Origin of the sequence: Vibrio sp. 1-Bac 57 (assembly GCF_037546855.1) — a bacterium.
Taxonomy (GTDB): domain Bacteria; phylum Pseudomonadota; class Gammaproteobacteria; order Enterobacterales; family Psychromonadaceae; genus Psychromonas.
The window spans coordinates 1-16,657 of record NZ_JALAAC010000033.1 but is presented as its reverse complement, the minus strand read 5'-3'; the positions used below and the strand labels follow the sequence as shown (position 1 = coordinate 16,657).

At 38.5% G+C, this 16,657-nt stretch carries 12 protein-coding genes and 1 riboswitch; of the genes, 1 reads left to right on the top strand and 11 read right to left on the bottom strand.

Annotated elements, in window-relative coordinates:
- Positions 1 to 33: 33 nt before the first annotated feature.
- Complete coding sequence (locus MT391_RS16740) at positions 34 to 3,366, top strand: mechanosensitive ion channel domain-containing protein (protein WP_499499111.1); 3,333 nt, start codon at positions 34 to 36, stop codon at positions 3,364 to 3,366.
- A gap of 117 nt (positions 3,367 to 3,483) precedes the next feature.
- On the opposite strand, the gene MT391_RS16735 is transcribed toward MT391_RS16740, so the two are convergent.
- The 11 genes from MT391_RS16735 to MT391_RS16685 all read right to left on the bottom strand — a co-directional run bounded on the left by MT391_RS16735 (position 3,484) and on the right by MT391_RS16685 (position 16,250).
- The gene (locus MT391_RS16735; protein ID WP_499499109.1) at positions 3,484 to 4,176 is read right to left on the bottom strand and encodes a cysteine hydrolase family protein; all 693 of its coding nucleotides are present in this window, start codon (positions 4,174 to 4,176) and stop codon (positions 3,484 to 3,486) included.
- Between the two features lie 5 nt (positions 4,177 to 4,181).
- Complete coding sequence (locus MT391_RS16730) at positions 4,182 to 5,270, bottom strand: putative urea ABC transporter substrate-binding protein (protein ID WP_499499108.1); 1,089 nt, start codon at positions 5,268 to 5,270, stop codon at positions 4,182 to 4,184.
- Positions 5,271 to 5,376: 106 nt separating this feature from the next.
- The gene (locus MT391_RS16725; RefSeq protein ID WP_499499106.1) at positions 5,377 to 6,084 is read right to left on the bottom strand and encodes a substrate-binding domain-containing protein; all 708 of its coding nucleotides are present in this window, start codon (positions 6,082 to 6,084) and stop codon (positions 5,377 to 5,379) included.
- Between the two features lie 40 nt (positions 6,085 to 6,124).
- Positions 6,125 to 6,286, bottom strand: coding sequence for a helix-turn-helix domain-containing protein (locus MT391_RS16720; protein WP_499499104.1), 162 nt, complete (start codon positions 6,284 to 6,286; stop codon positions 6,125 to 6,127).
- Positions 6,287 to 6,421: 135 nt separating this feature from the next.
- On the bottom strand, positions 6,422 to 8,239 hold the full coding sequence (gene atzF, locus MT391_RS16715) for an allophanate hydrolase (RefSeq protein ID WP_499499102.1): 1,818 nt from the start codon (positions 8,237 to 8,239) through the stop codon (positions 6,422 to 6,424).
- An 11-nt stretch (positions 8,240 to 8,250) separates the two neighbouring features.
- On the bottom strand, positions 8,251 to 11,853 hold the full coding sequence (gene uca / locus MT391_RS16710; RefSeq protein ID WP_499499101.1) for an urea carboxylase: 3,603 nt from the start codon (positions 11,851 to 11,853) through the stop codon (positions 8,251 to 8,253).
- A 101-nt stretch (positions 11,854 to 11,954) separates the two neighbouring features.
- Entirely contained in the window at positions 11,955 to 12,593 is a 639-nt protein-coding gene (locus MT391_RS16705) for an urea amidolyase associated protein UAAP2 (RefSeq protein ID WP_499499099.1), read from the bottom strand.
- Positions 12,590 to 13,360: an urea amidolyase associated protein UAAP1 gene (locus MT391_RS16700; RefSeq protein WP_299665378.1), complete on the bottom strand. Its 771-nt coding sequence runs from the start codon at positions 13,358 to 13,360 to the stop codon at positions 12,590 to 12,592. The genes MT391_RS16705 and MT391_RS16700 overlap by 4 nt, the downstream gene beginning before the upstream one ends.
- Before the next feature lie 8 nt (positions 13,361 to 13,368).
- Positions 13,369 to 14,157, bottom strand: a complete 789-nt coding sequence (locus MT391_RS16695) for an ATP-binding cassette domain-containing protein (protein ID WP_499440981.1) — start codon at positions 14,155 to 14,157, stop codon at positions 13,369 to 13,371.
- Positions 14,157 to 14,969: an ABC transporter permease gene (locus tag MT391_RS16690; protein WP_499499097.1), complete on the bottom strand. Its 813-nt coding sequence runs from the start codon at positions 14,967 to 14,969 to the stop codon at positions 14,157 to 14,159. The genes MT391_RS16695 and MT391_RS16690 overlap by 1 nt, the downstream gene beginning before the upstream one ends.
- A 177-nt stretch (positions 14,970 to 15,146) precedes the next feature.
- On the bottom strand, positions 15,147 to 16,250 hold the full coding sequence (locus tag MT391_RS16685; protein ID WP_499440980.1) for a putative urea ABC transporter substrate-binding protein: 1,104 nt from the start codon (positions 16,248 to 16,250) through the stop codon (positions 15,147 to 15,149).
- A gap of 49 nt (positions 16,251 to 16,299) precedes the next feature.
- A riboswitch (guanidine-I (ykkC/yxkD leader) is annotated at positions 16,300 to 16,397 on the bottom strand.
- Positions 16,398 to 16,657 lie beyond the last annotated feature (260 nt).

The window sequence follows — 16,657 nt, the reverse complement described above, 5'->3', positions numbered from 1 at the left end:
TTTTACAACATAAAATTTTTTATACTCCTATTGATGAGCCTTACCTTATTTGCCCCGTTTGGATTTGCACAGCAAAATAGTCTCGATAAAAAAATAGTTAACGAAATAGAACGTTTAGACAAAAACACAGAATTACTTGATGAACAAAAAAAACCAATTCTCACGACACTAGAAGATGCTCGAAAAATACTTACCAAAGCAGACGAGCAAACAAAGTTAGCTAATACCTTCAGTGAAAAAGCCGCTACCGCACCTCAAAAAATATTAGCGATTCAAAATGAAAATAATCGCTTAAAAAATCAAACAATAACAATCACCCCCGATCAATCGACTGATAAATTAGAAAACCAACTATTAATAGACCTTGCGGAACAAGAAAACCGTTTGAGGGTACAGGGTGAAAAGCAGACAGAGCAAGATAACTTGAGTGTTCGCGCGAGTGAAATTGCAAATGAACTGAGTGCTGCCCTAGCAGATAAAAAAGCAATTAGTGATACGATCACCAAGCAGCCAAACCAAGATACAAGTCCTGATGAGAGAGCTGATTTTTATAAAAAAAGTGCAACTATTGAGAAGCTTGCGGCAACAATAAAAGCACTTGAACGAGAAATAGCCACCATCCCTGTAAGAGAAGCATTAGTAGATGCAGAACTTATGCAGATGCGGTTACAAAGTGAACTTTCTGAAAAGAAAATTTTGGGGGTACAAAATTATTTATCGCAAAGCCGTAATGTAGAAGTAGAGAACACCTTAAAACAAAGCAAAGAAATGCTGAGTCAACTTGAACTAAAGCCAACGCTTTCTGTTATTGCGAAAGAAAACTTGTCGCTTGCAGAACTACTCGCCAACAAGCAGGCCAATTCATCTCATAACAAAAAAAACATAAGTGCTTTACGTAGCCAAAAACGAGAAGTTGAACAATCATCTGAAACCATCGAGCGCGTATTGGCAACAGGAAGAGTAACCGATGAACTAGGGGAATTATTACGTAGATTACGAACGTCTTTACCCAACGAAGCACGTATTGAGAAACGTAAATATAAAATTGAGGAAGATGCTGTTCGTAATCAACTTGATGTCATATTGTGGCAAGAAAGTTTACGTAATACAGCTCAAATTGAAGTTGCCGCTAAACAATTTCTGACCGATGCACGTCAAGAAAATAAAGATAATTTAGTAAAAGAAAAAAGTGATATCGATATTGAATTCACAAACGCTGATATAGAAGTGGCTAAAAATCTGGTGCAAGCGCGTCGTGAGTTATTGACCCTTTTAATTGAAGTATCAAGTGAACAATCTGATAGCATAGCAGAAGAAAAATTACTGATTAACCAGTTGTTGTTATCAAGTGCCGAGCTGAGAGAACTTCTAGATCGAAGACTTATTTGGTTACCTTCAAACTCAGAAAAATCTGGTGATCTGCTCATTAATTTCGTTAATAATATTGAGTGGTATACATCGCCCAGTTCTTGGTGGAATTTAATCAATATCGTGTATGCTGGTGTATTAACGGTACCTGCTTTACTTTTACTCACCCTCCCCATTACAATTTTGCTGCTACAATCTAGAATTAAAGGTGTTTTACGGTCATTGGTTGAACAAGTTGGTAAAGTAGGAAAAGATACTTATCTTACAACCCCTCTTGCTCTAGTATTAACCTTTATCTTAGCCTTCCCCCTACCCATTTTTTTATTCACGATTGCAGGAATTATCTTCAATAATGCTGAACCTAGCAGCTTTTCAACAGGCATTGCCACAGGCCTTGCATCAATGGCATCTGTAAGTTTGATTTTACTATTTTTTCACTCAATGTGTCGTGAAGATGGCATATTTGATAAACATTTTGGTTGGAGTGATATTGCACGAGATAAACTTCGAAAAATGTTAACGTGGTTTGTGTGGATACAGTCTTTGGTAACCTTTATCTTCGCAAGTGCCATCGCCAGTGATGAACCAGACTTGCGATATGGTATCGCTATTATTGCATTCATCATTGGGTCTATTTTTATTACAATATTTAGTTATCAGTTCTTTCAACCTAAAAGCGGTGTAGCAACCAGTGTCGAAGGACGTACCGCAGCCAGCACCTTAGCTATTTTATCTTTCCCAATTGTTGTTATTTCTCCGTTCGCAATTGGCTTACTTCCATTATTTGGCTTTTTTGATACGGCAGTCGAATTGCAATCAAAATTATTTTTGTCAGGTATCTTACTGGTGCTGGCCGCGGTGGTATATGGCATTATGTTGCGTACCTTTTTGGTTACTTTTCGACGTTATATAGTAAGAAAGAAACGCTTAGAAGCATTAGAAGCGAAACTTCAGCAAGAAGAATCTGCAGCACAAAACAGTGATGATTTAATCCCACCACAGACCATAAATAACAATATAAATAAAGACGAAGTCGTTCGGCAAAGCAGAGCAGTTATACACTGGATCACCAGATTACTGTTTATAGTTTGCTTGTGGTTTGTCTGGAAACCCTTATTGCCCGCATTAGGCATTGTTGAAGACATTGTGCTTTGGCAACAAACTACCATTGTCGATGGCGTAGAGTTATCTAGCGGTGTGACATTGTGGCAAGTTATTCTAGGAATTGGTTTTATGGTTGGAGGCGTGGTCGCGGCCAGAAATATTCGCGGCGTCATTGAAATTGGATTCTTTGAACGGTTTGCTATGGATAACGGTGCGCGTTATGCAATAGTGACTATTTTAGGCTATGTATTAATAGGAACAGGTGTTGTTGTTGGCTTCTCTTTATTAGGGATAGATTGGTCAAAATTACAATGGATTGTTGCCGCTTTGGGTGTCGGTTTAGGTTTTGGTTTACAAGAAATTGTGGCTAACTTTGTTTCGGGTATCATCATCTTATTTGAGAGGCCGATTAGAGTCGGTGATTTAGTTACCATTGGCGATCAATCGGGCACCGTCACCAATATTGCTATTAGAGCGACAACACTAACTGATTTCGACAACCGTGAGGTTCTACTTCCAAATAAGTCGATTATCACTGAGAACGTGACTAATTGGACCTTAAATGATGCTATTACGCGCGTAGTGATTAAAATAGGCGTTGCTTATGGCTCTGATGTGGATAAAGTGCGAGACCTGTTGATGCAAGTGCTTACGGATAAAGAAGATATATTAACTCAACCTGCGCCACAGGTTTTCTTTTTAGAACATGGGGATAGTTCGCTTAATTTTGAAGCGCGAGTATTTGTTGAAAGAACTGAGCATCGCCTACCAATGACCCATGCTATTAACACTGGTTTTAATCGAATCCTTGCACAACACAATATATCGATACCTTTCCCACAGCGAGATCTACATATTGTTTCAGGGCAAATAGGCGAACAAGGTGAGACATAATAAATTTCTTTTAAATTTAAAAGAAATTTAATTATTAGTTAAAAGCTCCTTATCAAAAAACTCAATCCAACCTAGTTGAATTGAGTTTTAAATCTTAATTCTCTCCCATTAGATTTGTTAATTTTTTAAGTATTCAATAAATTCCTGACTTTGAGCTTGTGCGCCAAAAATACCACCTTCATGCTCAAGGCTAGCAATCAATGAATCATGCAAATCGCTGGTTGCCGCACCGCAACAATCCTCTAGCAACAAACAATCAAATCCACGATCGTTTGCTTCTCTCATCGTTGCTGATACGCACACATCTGATGTCACTCCAAGAATCACCAAATGACGTATCTGTTGTACCCTTAATATATGCTCTAAGTCAGTAGCATAAAATGCACTATTACCAGGTTTATCAATGGTTATTTCTCCTGGCTCAGGCACAAAGCCATCATAAAAATCAGAGCCTTCCTCACCTCGTACAAGCAAACGTCCTAACGGTCCCTGTTTACCTATCGCAGCGCCTTGGCTAGCAGCTTTTAAGCCTTTATTAGCAGTAACATCAACCAATTCAGGACGATGGCTTTCACGCGTATGCAATACTAAAAAATCGTGCTTTCTCACCGCTTTGAGTAATTTTTTTGCAGGTTCAATGGTGCGTTGTAAATGGCTTACATCTTCTCCTAGACTACTAAAATAGCCAAGTGGATCTAGAAAATCTCGCTGCATATCAATCACAATCACAGCTGTATTACTACTATCCCAACAACCAGACAAAGGCCAAGAATAAGGAATCGAAAATTCAAGTGCTGAAAATTGGCTCATTATATTTACTCCTTAACCAAAGCAGGCGTATTAAATTTATCAGCCCAAGGAGAGATCCATGTATCTGAAAAACGTAGTTTAATATTGTTGCTGTTACCAATCAGTGTTCCATCACCAGCTTCCATTCCGATATATCCCGCATCAGGTACATTGTCACCAAGTAAGCCATGCGCGAAAGCAAAAGTAGAGATATCCTTTAAGGATTGCTTAAAAGAGTTACTTTTAATATAAGTTTGCGCAGTTTTAGGATTAAAAAAATCTATTGTAGATAACTGAGACTTAAGGTTAGCCTGATCCGTATTTAAAGCATTACTCATGTAAGCCATGATCTCGTTATGCTTAGGGTGACTTGGTTCAAGCATCGCTATTGTTTCATACCAAGCACCTATAATTGCTTTACCCAAATTCGGTTCTTTTTTCAGTAAGGCTGTATGTACTATTAATTGGTCAACTATCTCACCTGCAATATCTGAAGAATCAAAAACTAATGTACTGTCAGGAAACTGCGTTAAAATTTCACTTAATTGAGGCTTCCATGTAGCAACAGCCTCTGCACTACTATCAAAAAATATCGAACCTATATCACTATCTGATGTATTAATAATATTTACATCTCGTTCGCTCAAACCAACTGTATCTAAAGCACGCGCTAACATATAATGCGAGCCAGATAGCTCAACTAAATTAATTGATTTCCCCTTTAAGTCTGCAACGGTTTTTCCTTTACCACGGAGCACGATACCGTCACTACCCATCGATGTGCTTAATGGTGCTAACACGGTTGTATCAACACCAGAGCCTGCAGGTATTGTTAATGCATCAAGTGTAATAGCGACTGAGCCAGCAAAACTACCAGCCGTAAATTGAGTTTGTGCTTCAATATAATCATTAAGCTGGACAGCTTCTAAATTAAACCCAAATTTATCACCCCACTTTTTTAATATTTGATGATCTTGTGCATAACCAAGGGGCATAGTGCCTGCATAAATAGTCCAGGCTATCTTATAAGTTTCTTTAGCATGGGCATTAAAAGAAAGGCTTGTTGCAAGTAACACGCCTGATGCTAGGGTGCATAATTTGGATAAAGTCATCATTTAGTCCTTTAAGTGTAAGTTAGAGTTATAACTTACCTATCATTGAAGAAAGAAAACATGACGTAATGATCCTGCAAACATGCACTAATGATCATGTAGCTTTTATCTATATTCTTAATAGTTCAAGGGTTCGCTTTAGTACACTACTATTTTTGTCTTCATCTCTTCGGTGAACTAATTCCAATGTTGAAACTCGCTTAATAGTCGACGCTAATATAGGAGTTAATTTGCCTTCATCTACAAAACGCTGAGCAAAATGGTGCGGGATAAAGCCAATATAAGATCCACTTAAAATCAGAAAAGTAATTGCCTCTAAATTAGAAGTAAAAGTCGTTTTACCTAATAATTGAAAACCAAGACATTTAATGTCAGCTTCATTTAAAAAACTACGTGCACAAAAATTTTGTGTTCTGATACAGTCGATTAACTGCTTTTGCTTTCCCCCCTGTTCAAGTAACCTTGCAACCGGGTTATGTGACGCACAATATAAATAATCTGTTTCAGAATATAAGGCGGAATAATTCAGGGAACGATGATGATTATCAAATATACCGAGTGCGATATCTATCTCTTTATTTAATAATAATTTTTCTAACCTATGTGGGCTTTTAGTATGTATAGCTAGCTCAAAGTCAGATGAAAACTGATCATGAATACGATTAAGAGCAGATTGAAGAGGACAATTATCATCAGTAATAATGTTATCAATAATGCCAATTGAAAGACGACTCGCACTTTGACCACAGGCAATCATCACATTGTTTTCAAAAGTTCGAAAAGCACCAAACAAAACTTGTGTTTGTTCTATTATCACACTTCCTTCAGGTGTAATTTTAAACCCTTGCCGCCCACGTTCACACAGTATCAATCCCCAGACGTGTTTCAAGCGTATTAAGTGAACGACTAATCGCTGAAGCATCTTTATTCAGTACTGACTGAGCATTAGATACTCCATTCGCATTAACGACTGCTAGGAATATTTGCAGATCCTTAATATAACTACTATCCATGTGCATTATTTATCCCTCTTGTTAATTAGATATAAATTGTTTGCAGCCCTCCTTATTATTAAGCACTTATTATTTATTATTTGAAGCTATTTTTCAAAACATACCCGCAGGATAAACATGAGGGTATGTTTTTAATCAGCTTTACTTCGCTTTTATATAAGCTTTCCAGCCACCAAAATGAGTAATATCTTCGGCAGTGTTAATCGCATAACCTTCACAGATAAAACTACTTACCCAAGAATTATCATCTAACTGTACTTTTCCTAATCCAAGAGGTTGTTCGATGCCTTGTAAAAAAGTGCCAATATTTGAGACAGGCAAACGCCAAACTTCTACTTCAATAGCAGAGCCTGATTCATCATCAACACGTATAAGACCAGGGCGGAATGGAGGGCCACCAGCCAGTGCATAAAAACGATAGTCTGTAGAAGTATTACACGTTTTAACTAACACACCTCCACGCTCTGTTAATTGATTATTTAATGGGAAACCAGATAAATGTGCACCACAAACCGCGATATCAATTTGGCTATCTGCTGCACTTGAACTTAATACCTGCGCTGTATTAATCACTTTTTGTTGAGTTGCACCTAGCGTTAAGTCAGTTAATTTTTGCCATTGAGCGCCAACACTAAGTAATAAACGGTCACTAAAAGCAGGACCAAATAATGTAATACCAAATGGTAATCCAGAAGCTAATATTCCAGCAGGCAATGCTATAGCGGCATAATCTAATAAATTCATAAAGTTAGTGTAATAACCTAAATTTGAATTTAATTGAATGGGATCTGCTTCAACATCTTTAATTCGATATGCACAGCCTGCTGTTGGTGTGAGCACACAATCTACTTGCGCTAAAATAGCATCACATTGTATTTTATAAGCTTGTAAACGATACATTGCTTTAAAGGTGTCCACAGCTGTATATGCCGTTGCCCCACCAATAATAGTTTCAATCACAGGTAAACATTGTTTTGGATCAGCTTTAAAAAAGTCTTCTATTGCTGCATATCGTTCTGCGACCCAAGGACCTTCATACAATAATTTTGCTGCATCCAAGAAAGGTTGAAAGTTAATATTAACAATCTCAACACCTTCTTTTTTAAGGCGTTTAACGCTTTCTGAGAATAATATTTGCGCACTCTGGTCGCCAAAAAAACTTAACTGTTCAGGGGCAGGTAACCCAACTTTTAGCCCTGATAATTTTTTGTTAGGTTGGAAATAATCAATGCTATTAGTAACTTTATTTTCACGAGAGAAACAATCTGTTTCATCCCATTGACCTGTAATATTAAGCAATAAATTAACTTCATTAGCGCTATTGGCAAAAATAGTGACACAATCTAAGCTTTTACAAGCAGGTACGACTCCAGTGCAACTTAGTAACCCTTTTGTCGCTTTCATACCAACAATATTATTTAAGGCAGCAGGTACTCTTCCAGAGCCAGCTGTATCAGTCCCTAATGAAAAGCTCACCTGACCTGTTGCTACTGCCACCGCACTGCCTGAGCTTGAGCCGCCGGAAACATATTCAGAATCAAAACTATTGTTAACTGCTCCCCAAGGACTGCGAACTCCAACAAGCCCAGTAGCAAACTGATCTAAATTAGTTTTACCGAATGGAATTGCACCCGCATCAATTAATAACTGTACAACCGTCGATGATTTATCTGGCTGAAAAGTATATGCTTCACAACCTGCTGTGGTTGGTAACATAGCAAAATCAATATTGTCTTTAACTGCAAATGGCACACCATACAAAGGTAATTCATCAATTGATTTACCATCAAGCACATCCAACATTTTTACTAGTTGAGATTCAGAAATAGTACTGATCCAAACGTTACTTGTATCACTTTTAGCCTGTGCTAATTTTGCTAATAAAAAGTCTTTTACATTTAACTCACCACTACGATAAGCATTTTGCAGCACATTGATGTTCATGTTTTGTTCTATCATTAAATTTTCCATTATAGTTTTTCCAAAATCATTAAGCGTTGTCCTGCATGTACTTGTGAACCTTCTTTTTGTACAACACTCACTACTTTCCCAGCAGCAGGCGAAACAACTTCAATTTCCATTTTCATTGCTTCAAGAATCAATAATGTTTGTCCCGCTTTAACCACATCTCCAGGTTTAACTAAAACTTGCCAGATATTACCGGCAACATGACTATCAACACCACGCTGTTGTGTTGTTAACGTCGCAATATCAGTTTCAATTTGCGTCATTTCTTTTGCCACAAAGTTAGCCTGCCCAGTTTCCTGCCAGCGCTGGCGTTCTGCTTCAAATGATTTTTGCTGCGTTTCTTTGAAGCTCACTATCGATTCTTCATTTTCAACGAGCTGCGCTTGATAATCAGCAAGACTAAAAGTGGTTTCTTCGATTTTTAACGGGTAATCACCACGCGGAAAATCGCTACGTATTTGTGTTAACTCTTCACTGCTTACAGGGTAAAAACGAATTTGGTCAAAGAAACGTAATAACCACGGTTTTTTAAACTCTTCTGTTTGACGGTAACGATTCCACATTTGTAATGTACGCCCAACAAACTGATAACCACCCGGCCCTTCCATGCCATAGACACAAAGATAAGCACCACCGATACCTACTGCATTTTCAGGTGTCCATGTTCTAGCTGGGTTATATTTCGTTGTGACTAAACGATGACGAGGATCAAGTGGCGTTGCTACTGGTGCACCTAAGTAAACATCACCTAAACCCATTACTAAATAACTTGCGTTAAATACGATCTCTTTCACTTGCTCAACAGATTCCAGTCCGTTGATACGGCGAATGAATTCGATATTATCAGGGCACCATGGCGCATCTTTACGCACTAGCTCATCGTATTTTTTGATTGCTAGGCGTGTTGCGTAATCATCCCATGACAAAGGAATATTAACGATTCTTGAAGGCACTGTTAATTGGCTTACATCACCTAATGCATCTTCTGCTTCGGCTAAAATTGCTAACAGTGCAGTTAAAGGTAACTGTAAATTATCATAATGGATTTGTAATGAACGAATACCCGGCGTTAACTCTTGAACGCCAGCAACATCCATATTCTGCAGTTTAAGCATTAGTGCATGAACACGAAAACGAAGTGCCACATCTAAAATTTGATCACCATATTCAACTAATAAGTAATCTTCACCGCTCGCTCTATAAACAACTTTTTCATTTTCCGCTGTTTTTTCTATGGTTTTAATAACCGCACTTTTTGGTTGTTCCGTTGCCATTTCAGCGGCAACATATTCGCCTTTAGCCATTAAATCTAATTGTTGACGCTCAAACTGCTGAGCATCGTCGATCGACACAGCTTGGAAACAGATTGTTGCGCCAGCTTTTAACTGCCCTACTTTCCATAAATCAGCTTTTATAATTGTTACAGGGCAAACAAAACCACCTAGACTTGGGCCATCCGGCCCCAAAATAACAGGCATATCTCCGGTAAAGTCGATTGTGCCCACTGCATAAGCGTTATCATGGATATTTGAAGGATGTAATCCAGCTTCGCCACCATCATTACGGGCCCATTTAGGTTTAGGCCCCATTAAACGAACACCGGTACGGCTTGAGTTAAAATGTACTTTCCACGTTGCATCGAAGAAGGCATCGATGTCTTCAGGACAAAAGAAATCAGGTGCACCATGTGGGCCATAAATAACACGGATAATCCATTCGTCACTAATTTCTGGAAGTTTAGGTGTTGTAATAGTGGTTAATGAAGGTTCAACCGAACTATCAAGATGTAATACATCACCGGTACGAATAGCACGACCCGCATGACCACCAAATTGACCAAGCGTAAAGGTTGATTTACTACCTAGATAATCAGGACATTGGATACCACCTTGCACAGCAAGATAAGCACGTGCACCTGCACTAATGATGTTACCCAGCGTTAAGGTTTGACCGGCAGCTATTTCAATAACTTGGCCATTAGCCACTTTAACATCATCTAATTCAGCTTGAATTGTTGCCCCCGTGATCACAATACGGGTTGCACTGTTAAAACGTAATGTTGGACCACTTATTGTGATCTCTAAACCCGCTTCTTTTTCACTGTTACCTAGAATGGTATTAGCAAGACAAAAGCTAACACTGTCCATTGGACCTGATGGTGGAACACCAATATCCCAATAACCTTTACGGCCCGGATAATCTTGAATGGTTGTTTGCGTGCCACCAGCAAGCACATCAATCGAGGTAGGATAATAAGTAAGTTGGTTCAATGTTTGAGTCAGTAATAAACCTGCTTCAACAATTTCATTTCCAAGCAGTTGATAGAGATAATCTTTATTGCTCTCTATGCCGTAAACTTCACTCTGTATCAAGGCTTGTTTTAAACCGTTTAATGCTTGCTCACGAGTTTCACTATGACAAATGACTTTTGCTAGCATTGGGTCAAAGAAAGGAGATACTTCTGTGCCACTTTCTAACCAGTGATCAATTCGTAATTTACCTTGATCAACCTCAGTCGCCCATTTCACATGGCTGATTAATCCTGCACTGGGTTGGAAGTCTTTATTTGCATCTTCCGCATACAAACGCACTTGAATGGCATGTCCCGTTGCGACTAGATTATTCTCAAGTTCAGATAATGGCGCTAATGTTTGTGCAGCAAGGCTTACCATCCACTTTACGATATCGACGTTATAAACCATTTCAGTCACACCGTGCTCTACTTGTAAGCGAGTATTTACTTCGAGAAAATAAAATTGTTGCGCTTGTTGATCGAATACAAACTCAACAGTACCTGCACTACGGTAATTTACCATAGCAGCTAAACGTGTTGCCGTTGAATGCAATTGCTCTCTTAATTCATCGCTTAAATTTGGCGCAGGACTTTCTTCGATTACTTTTTGATTACGACGTTGTGCAGAACAATCTCGTTCACCTAATGCGATAGCATTACCATTGCCATCACCAAAAACTTGTACTTCTATATGGCGAGCTTGAACGATAAATTTTTCTAAGAAGAGCGCACTGTTACTAAAGTTATTTTCACTTAATCGTTTAACTGAGTCATAAGCTTGGCTTAATTCCAAGGCACTATTACAGCGTTGCATGCCAATACCACCGCCGCCAGCTGTACTTTTTAACATCACTGGATAACCAATTTTTTCTGCACATTTAAGCGCATCATCAAGGTCCACTAAAAGGTCACTACCAGGTAGGAGAGGAACATTTGCTTGTTCAGCTAATTCACGAGCCCGATGCTTTAAACCAAACTGAAGCATTTGCTCTGTTGTGGGGCCTAAAAATACTAAACCATTTGCTTCGCAGGCTGTTACAAACTCAACATTTTCACTTAAAAATCCATAACCAGGATGAATCGCTTGAGCACCAGACTCTTTGGCGATGGCAATGACTTTATCAATATCTAGGTAAGTTTGTTTTGCACCGCCTTCACCTAATGAATAAGCATGGTCGGCTTGTGAAACATGTAAACTATCTGCATCAGCTTGGCTGTAAATAGAAACACTTTCGATGCCCATTGCTGATAATGTTCTGATGATGCGGCAAGCAATCGCGCCACGGTTGGCAATTAATATTTTAGTAAACATATTGTTGACCTTATTAAGGTAGGGTCGTCCCGAAACAAACTGAGATTGACAAATTGGGCCGTCCCAATTTTCTCATTTAGTAATTTTGAATGACGTGTTATTTAATTCCAGACAATCATTTCAACAGGTGTGGGATTATAAGCATTACAAGGGTTATTCAATTGAGGACAGTTAGACAGTAAAACAATTACATCCATTGATGCTTTCATTTCTACGTATTTACCTGCACCACTGATCCCATCAGCAAAACTTAAACCACCTTCACTATTAACTGGCACGTTCATAAAGAAATTAATATTGTGGGTAATATCGCGCTTACTTAACCCGTATTGTGGGTTTTCAGCTACCGCTAACAACCAACTATCGCGACAGGCATGCATACATTTTTTTTCAATCGCATATCGTACGGTATTACTTTCCGTAGCACAGGCACCACCTAAAGTATCATGTCGACCACAGGTATCTGCGGTGATTTCTAACATGGCATTGCCATCATTGGATAACAACTTAGTACCCGCAGTAAGGTAAACATTACCTTGTTCGCGAATCGTATCCATTGCGCTGTAACGTTCACTCGGATCCTTAGCGTTATAAAATAAAGTATCCGCGGCTTGGTTACCTTCGATATCTAAAATACGTAGTGTTTCACCTGCTTTTAAGACTTTCATGTAATAATCGCCAGCAGGTACGATGTCACGACGAATGGCTTGTTCAGCTTGTAAAGAACTTGGTGTGATCATGATTGTGCTCCCGATAAAGTAGGTGAAGTATGATGGTGAGAGTGAGTACACTGGTAACGACGATTATTTTCAAAACCTCGGCCATTTTCATCACATGAGGTCAGACATTCATCATTTTCACTGATTGGTGCGGATTTAGTTAAGCATAATTCAGTCGGCAAGTTCGGATATTCACTTGCAGGATTCATAGGATGAGGACAAGTTGTTAATACCACTAAGGTATCCATTTCAAAGCGTAATTGGACTTGGTCGCCTGCTTTGCTATGACTTTCAACAAAACTTAATGCACCTTCATCATCGGTTTTCACTTTACTGAAAATATTAATGTTAGCAGCCAAATCGCGTTTACCTAATCCGTATTTAGCCACTTCAACTAATAGACTGTCATAGCCATTTTGTAACCAGGCATTACGATCTGTTTGGTAATCACGAGCACCCCATTTGTCTTGTACTTTTTGCTTATTAGCAACGCCACCAACACTATCAATCCACTGCGTATCATCATGAATAATAGAGCAAAAAATACGCCCCATATCTGAATACAAGCAATGACCTTTAGTGAGCTTAAAAGTGTGCTGACATTTTAAAGTATCAGGCGCGTTATAACGTTCTAATAAGTTATTTGGGTTATAAAACAACATAGAAACATTACTGCCACCTTCCGGGTCAGTTAAGGTTAACGTATGCCCTGCAGGAACAACCATTGACCAATGACTTGCACCGGGAATAGTTTCTTCATAAATAATGCTTGTATTTAAATTTGTCATATTTTTTCCTAAACAGCTTCTGGCTGTGTTTCTATACTCATTAAATGCTGTAATGAACTTGGTATTTTTTGTTTAGAATCGAGTTGGATATCATAGACAATTTGCGCTCCAAAACGATCTGGCTCCTGAGGGTCGATACGTGGTTTATCTAATACCCAAACTCTCGACCCAAGACTAAAACCTTCAGATAGATCATGTGTGATCATGAAAATGGTTAAACCTCGTTTTTTCCATAATTCGCGAATTAGCTTATGCATGTCTTTTCGAATGCCAGGATCCAGCGCCCCAAAAGGTTCATCTAATAATAGTATTCGAGGTTCTTTAATTAGTGCTTGAGCAATAGCAAGACGTTGTTGCATCCCACCAGACAATTCATTTGGATAACGCAAAGCTGCATCACCTAAACCAACTGCAACTAACATTTCTAATGCATCTTCTTTTAGTTTTTGGCGTTTGCTACCGAAAACTTTTCCAAGTAATGGAGAAGCAGAAAATTCACCACCCAACATGACGTTTTCTAGTGCGTTTAAATGTGGAAAAGCAGAGTACTTTTGAAACACAATCCCACGACTTTCATTAGGCTCTTTAGGCATTGTTTTACCATCAAGTAAAATACTGCCTCGGCTTGGTGATTCAGTACCGAGTAGCATATTTAACAAGGATGTTTTACCGCACCCAGAGGCACCAACAATACTTACAAACTCTCCTGCTTGTACTGTTAGATCTAACTTCTCTAGCACCACATGGGCTCCATATTCTTTCCACACTTGATTCATTTTAATAATTGCATTATCCATTATTCACTCCCTCGTTTACCGTGATACCAAGGGAATGCACGATTTGAAAATAGGCGTAATAATGCATCCATTATGAAAGCCAAAACTGCAATCCAAAAAACATAAGGCAAAATCACATCCATCGATAAGTAACGACGGATAAGGAATATTCTGTAACCTAACCCTTCTGTTGCAGCAATTGCTTCACCAGCAATTAAAAACAACCATGCACTACCTAACGTTAAACGTATTGCATTAAATAAAGCAGGTAATACTTGTGGTAGTACGACACGAACCATTATTTGCCAACTATTAGCACCTAAAGTTTGCGCTTTAAGCAGTTGCTCAGATGGTAATGATTGCGTTTGCATTTGTAGGTCACGAATGAGTATTGGACAAATGCCAATAATAATTAGCATCACTTTGGATAGCTCACCTAAACCAAATGATATAAACAGAATGGGTAAAATAGCCATTGGAGGAATCAATGAAATGGCTGTAATTAGAGGTGAAAACGTTGCTCGCATGATAGGTAACATGCCATTAACGACACCAATGACTAAACCAATTAGCGCACTAATACCAACACCTAATAATAAGCGCTGTAAACTAGCGGCAGTATCGACCCATAATAGGTATTCCCCCGTGCGTTTGCTTGGTTCAAAAGCCATACGCTGTATCGCATCATAGAAACTAGACCAAGCGGGTAACAACTTATCACTTGGGTTTTCTAATAAGCGCGCATCTGAGGCGAGTGTATAAACAATCACTAGCAACGCAAATGGCAGTAAGGTTAAAGCGAGTCGCATACTACGACTCGGCTTGCTATTCATTAAACGCATAGGCTAAAAATTTAATCCTTTAGTATAAGTTGGAGTTTTAACTTACCTATAATTGAGGAAAGAAAACATGACTCAATGATCCGGCAAACATGCAAGAATGATCATGTAGCGTTTTTCTATATTATTAATCGTTCACGGCTAGTGTTCATAAGACACACAATCTAAAACTTATAGTTTACCGTCAACAGCCATTTGCATATAAGTTGGGTCAAAGCGTAATTTAATATTACTTTTATCACCGTAAACACCCGTTGGCGTTTCTACACCAATAAATTTAGCGTCGGCAGCACCTTCACCTAATAAACCATGTTTAAATGAGAATTCAGCAACTTTCCCCATTGTTGTTGTTAACGCTGAGCTGTTATTAAAATCAACTGCGTCTTTTGCTTCAAAAAACATTTTTGTAGATGCAAGTTGAGCATCATAGCCAGCTAAGTCAGTACCTGAAGCTTCAGCCATTTCAGTACGCGCTGCTAACGCCGCTTTATCAGTTCCTTTCATCGTGGACATGATCTCATACCAAGCCCCCGTTAATGCTTTACCTAGTTTAGGGTTTTCAGAAAGGGTTTTGCTGTTTACAACTAACAGATCAATGATTTCACCAGGAATCATTGATGAGTCAAATACTTTAGTATTATTTGGCATCGCAGTGATTTCACTTAAAAGAGGGTTCCATGTTGTAACCGCAGTTACATCATCGGTAGTAAAGGCAGCTACTAAGTCCGCATCAGAAGTATTCACAACGCGAATATCTCGCTCTGTTAATGAAACAGTTTCTAATGCACGAGCAAGTAAATAATGAGAAACACTGAGTTCGACTAGGTTAACGTTTTTCCCTTCGACATCAGTTAATTTAGCTGCACCTTTTAGTACAACAGCATCATTACCATTTGAGAAGTCGCCAATGATTACCGCCGTAGAGTCAACACCACTTGCAGCAGGAATAGTCAGAGCATCCATATTTGTCATTACAGTTGCATCAAATTGACCAGCAGTATATTGATTGATTGATTCGACATAATCATTGATTTGTACAATTTCGATGTCTATCTCGTACTTATCAGCCCATTTTTTAACAATGCCAGAGGTTGCACCGTAATCCCAAGGCATCCAACCAACATAAATAGTCCAAGCTAAACGAAATTTAGGTTTTGACTCTGCAGATGCAGTAGAAGGGGCGAAAATTAACACTGCGCATAAGGCGCTAATAGAAAGTAGTTTTGAGGTTGAATTACATAGGTACTTAGTAAATAGCTTTGTTGTAAATTCCATTTTTTTCTCCTTAGTTACACATTAAAAGCATGAGAGACATTGAATTGTCATCTCCCGGGCTTTTATCCCTCCGTGTAACCTTAGAAAAGGTCGACAACTCTCGGTCCAGTCACTAAAAATATAGTCGGAACCCTAGATGTCTATTATTAAATTTTCATATTGACAATTGACTTACCAATATCTCTCATACGAGTTAATTAACTTTAGCAACAACTGTGCCACCCTTAAAAACTATTAATTATCAATAACTAAGAATATAGAGTTTGATTTTCAAATATATTTACGCACCGAAAGAGCACAATCAAGGCACCAAAATAGAGCTGAAATAAACATATTTTAACTCATAATTTTTCTATCTCAGATCAACTAATTGAAAAGCCCACTTAAAAGTTCGCTAAAAGATTAAT